General features: G+C 40.1%; 2 protein-coding genes and 2 pseudogenes. 2 read left to right on the top strand and 2 right to left on the bottom strand.

Annotation, left to right across the window (positions count from 1 at the left end):
* Both K2G43_RS11120 and K2G43_RS11115 read left to right on the top strand, forming a co-directional pair.
* A pseudogene (locus tag K2G43_RS11120) lies at window positions 1–1,084 on the top strand (beta-galactosidase); the annotation flags it as partial.
* Window positions 1,085–1,912: 828 nt separating this feature from the next.
* A complete protein-coding gene (locus K2G43_RS11115) occupies window positions 1,913–2,725 on the top strand; it encodes a glycosyltransferase family 2 protein (protein WP_300155157.1) in 813 nt (270 codons plus the stop codon).
* 102 nt (window positions 2,726–2,827) lie between these two features.
* Here K2G43_RS11115 and K2G43_RS11110 read toward each other — a convergent pair.
* Both K2G43_RS11110 and K2G43_RS11105 read right to left on the bottom strand, forming a co-directional pair.
* Window positions 2,828–3,004 (bottom strand): annotated as a pseudogene (locus tag K2G43_RS11110) (GGGtGRT protein); the annotation flags it as partial.
* A gap of 166 nt (window positions 3,005–3,170) precedes the next feature.
* Window positions 3,171–3,761, bottom strand: coding sequence for a hypothetical protein (locus tag K2G43_RS11105; RefSeq protein ID WP_300155154.1), 591 nt, complete (start codon window positions 3,759–3,761; stop codon window positions 3,171–3,173).
* Window positions 3,762–4,001: the final 240 nt, after the last annotated feature.

Genomic DNA, 4,001 nt, shown 5'->3' with positions numbered 1-4,001 from the left:
GTATAAGGAGGTGAACGAATCTTTGCTTAGAACACCAAATTCCGGCGGTTTTCAGTTGTTGGGGCTGGCTGATTTTCCGGGGCAGGGCAGTGCTTTTGTGGGTATTCTGGATGCTTTTTGGGAAAGCAAAGGCCTTGTGAGTCCCGAAAAATTCCGTGAGTCTTGTGCGCCCGTGGTGTTGTTGGCACGTTTCTTAAAGCGTACGTATCTCAATAATGAAACGTTTGACGTGAAGTTCGGTGTGTATCAGTTTGGAGAAAAAGACGTAAGGAAAGGCATCCTAAACTGGAAACTTGTTGATGAGCAACAGAATGTCATTGACAACGGAAAGTTGAAACACGGGGATTTGTCTGTTGGAAACGTTGACTCATTGGGGCTGGTCAGCATAGGGCTGCAATCCATCGATAAGGCAGGTAAATATACATTAAAAGCTGAGTTGAACGGCGGAGTAAAAAATGAGTGGGATATTTGGATTTATCCAAAGGAGGTAAAACATGACATCGCATATAAGTGTGTGAACGACTGGAACGAAGCTAAGGAGAGGCTGCTGAAAGGTGAGAAGGTTCTTTTCATACCCGATAAGGTGATGGGCAGAAAAACGCGTTTTGCCAGTCATTTCTGGAATCCTATCATGTTTAATTGGGCGCCTATGATTGTTGGCACATGGATAGATGCTTCTCATCCTGCTTTTGTGGATTTCCCGACCACCGATTATGCAGACTGGCAGTGGTGGGACATCTTAAACTATGGTCAGGCCGTCGATTTGACCGATCTCAGAGAGCTTGAGCCTATCATACAAAGCATAGATACTTATGAAGTAAACAGAAAGCTCGGCATATCGTTTGAAGCCAAAGTAGGTGACGGTCGTTTGTTTGTACTTAATGTGGATGTTAAGAAGGACATGGATAATCGAATTGCGGTAAAGCAATTGTTGAGGTCCATAGCCAATTATATGGATTCAGAAAATTTCAATCCGGCAGTCAGCATTCCTGTTTATCAATTAGACCATGTGTTTTCTGCCACTTCTTTGGAAGAGTCCGGCAGCAAATCTAATGCTGCTGTGATGCAGTTACTGAATCAGTAACTTAGTGATATAAAGAAGGTACTAGTTCAAAATAGAGGGGGCGCGGCTGGCTTCCCTCTATTTTTTTTGTGTGCAAATGGCTTGGGCTATTGTAGAGGAGCGGAGAATTTTTGCTAACCACCGATAGGGCACTTTGAAGGTGGAGAAAGTATTTAATGTGTTTCGCAGAGAAATCTTTGTATGAATGGTCGATAAGGCAATCGGATGTTTTTTCGGTCTGTTTCTATCTCTTTCCTAAAAAGAATTCTTCAAGGCGTGCGGTAGAGAAGTTTTCGGTAAATTGCGTTGTGTACGAATACATTTTTAAATAAAGAAACGATAATTTTTTGCCAGTAAACCGTAAAATCTTAAATTTGCAACAATTTCAGATACTTAATGAGTTAAGGATGAAAGGACTTATTAGTTAACGAAGAGCGTTTGAGATATTATCTTGCATTGGAATCTGGACAATTCTATTACCCAGGATAATAGACAAGAACGCTCGCGTCAATGCTATATACCCGCTTAGTTAGGTGGATTATATAACGTTTGGCGTGGGCTATTGTTTATTATTGGGTAAGGGCAAGTCCAGAGCCTCAATGCAATAATACTCAATGGTTTCCACGCTTTTTTTATTGTATAATGGTCAGTTCGGAAACATTGGCTGCGATATAGATATTTACGAAACAGACAGTCCTATTTCTAATATAGCAATCAATCAAATAGCATGCGGTTTTATGCTGTGTACTCTGCACTTGTCAAAGCAGTGTTTCATCTATTATGTAAAGAAAGTAAGAACGTGTAGAGTGTTAATAATCAATCTAATTAACTTATTTAAATCTGATAGTAATGAATAGAAAAGATATAGGGAGCATTTCCGTGATAGTCTCTACTTACAATCGCTGTGATGCTCTGCAAGTCTGTTTGCTTAGTTTGTTTAGGCAGACGGTTCTGCCTGATGAGGTTATTGTAGGAGATGATGGTTCTACGGAAGAAACTGCCTTGTTGATAGCAAGGCTGCAAAAGCAAGCACCGTTTCCTATCATACATGTGTGGCATGAAGACAAGGGGTTCCGGTTGGCGATGATGCGCAACAAGTGTGTAGCCCGTAGTATGGGAAATTATATCATAGAGATAGATGGCGATGTGTTCCTGCACCCGAATCTGATAGCTGATCATCTTCGTGAGGCCAATCATGGTGTTTATGTGAAAGGTGGGAGGGTATATTTAGGTAAAAAACTGACAAAGGATATATGTGAGGCTGGCATAGTGCGTTCAATTCATTTTTGGACGAAGGGCATTGAAAGCAAGCCAGAGAATGCAATCCGTTGTGTATGGTTAGCTCGTCTCTTGGCTTCGAGGTATCGCAAGAAACGTTCGGTTGCATTAGGCTGTAACATGTCTTTTTTCCGTGAGGATTTCATTAAGGTAAACGGCTATGATGAATTTTATGAAGGTTGGGGAAGTGAGGATGTTGATTTAGGCAAGCGTTTGTTAAATAGTGGCTGTAAAAAACGATGCTTGAAATTCGCAGGTATTGTTTATCACCTTTGGCATGAAGAGAAGTTTAGGTACAATAGAGCTGAGAATTTGCAGCACTTGAGGATGCTGGACGAGCGAAAGTCGGTATATTGTGCGGATGGGGTAGATAAATATTTATAAAACTATATCGCTGGCGTTAGTTGTTTTTTCTAAATCAATTTATATAAAAAGCTCCTGTAACCATTAGGATTGCAGGAGCTTATTTATTGATGTCAATTCATATTACTTGCTGAATGCGGTAGCCATGTCAACTGCGCAAGCCATTGTACAACCTACCATCGGGTTGTTACCAATACCCAAGAAACCCATCATTTCTACGTGAGCGGGTACAGATGAAGAACCTGCGAACTGAGCGTCGGAGTGCATACGGCCCATTGTATCGGTCATACCGTAAGAAGCAGCGACACTGCATCCCTGTAAGTCTTTGCAATCGGTTATTAATCAATGCTATAATAGCAATGGGTAAACTCCTTGTTAGTAAATAAAAGAACGAATTATCAAAAAGGGCTGCATCGTGGGCAAATGCCTATGCCTTACCCTTTAGATGAGAGTACTCCTAATGGAGTTAAGACAGTAATCTAATCTGTGTATCAATGAAGTATAAATCTCCGTCTATGCCATAAAGCACATTATTGGGAACTGCATCAAACACTTCATAATCCGAATTATGATATTCGTCGTAATAGTCCATTTCAAAGCCTAATGCTTGCATATAAGCGGCTATCTCATCTTCCGTAGCTTCTCGTTCTGCTAATATATAAGGTTGAACGAGAGCTGCACAGAACTCTTGTGTACTGTTATAGGCGAAACCTATCATTTGATAAGGCACATTGCCAAAGAACTTGTTGTGTGCAGCAATGCGAATGAAGAAGTTCTCTAAATCATCCCCAGCGTACTCAAAGTTATTTAATTTTACAACAGACACATTACCATCATGGAACACTTCATTCTCACCACCTCTATCCATATAAGTAATGTTGAGGTGTGATAAGTCAATCCATAGACCATTGTCATTGGCAAACTTTATCAGTTCTTCTGTTTGCCTTCTCTTATAGCCCTCTGTTGATTCAGTTTCTCCTGCTGCTTCCTTACTTCTTTTGGCGATGCAGGTCGCTTGCTCCAAGAGGCTATTGATTGACGAGTACGTTCTATCCATTCTTTGTGAAATTCATTAATATATTCCATAAATCTTCTGATTATGAGTTTAAGACAAAGGTAATCATTTCTCTTTTAATTACCAATGCTTTAATTGCAACATTTTAGTGAATGGGGGTATAGATGGTAGTTTCTCTTAAAATTGTAGTAGCTTTATAAAAAGGATTTGATAAAACTTTATTACGAGTTGTGTAGACGATTGGTTAGTAATCGGTTTCTCCTATTAATTGTAGAGATAAGA

This window comes from Bacteroides sp., from assembly GCF_029057325.1.
In the GTDB taxonomy this organism is placed as follows: Bacteria; Bacteroidota; Bacteroidia; order Bacteroidales; family Bacteroidaceae; genus Bacteroides.
The sequence above is the reverse complement of the archived record's forward strand: the minus strand, read 5'-3'. Positions and strand labels throughout refer to the sequence as shown.

Bases quoted from the DNA above. Each gene is read 5' to 3' on its own strand.
- K2G43_RS11105 (WP_300155154.1), bottom strand. From the start codon at position 3,761: ATGGATAGAACGTACTCGTCAATCAATAGCCTCTTGGAGCAAGCGACC.
- K2G43_RS11115 (WP_300155157.1), top strand. From the start codon at position 1,913: ATGAATAGAAAAGATATAGGGAGCATTTCCGTGATAGTCTCTACTTAC.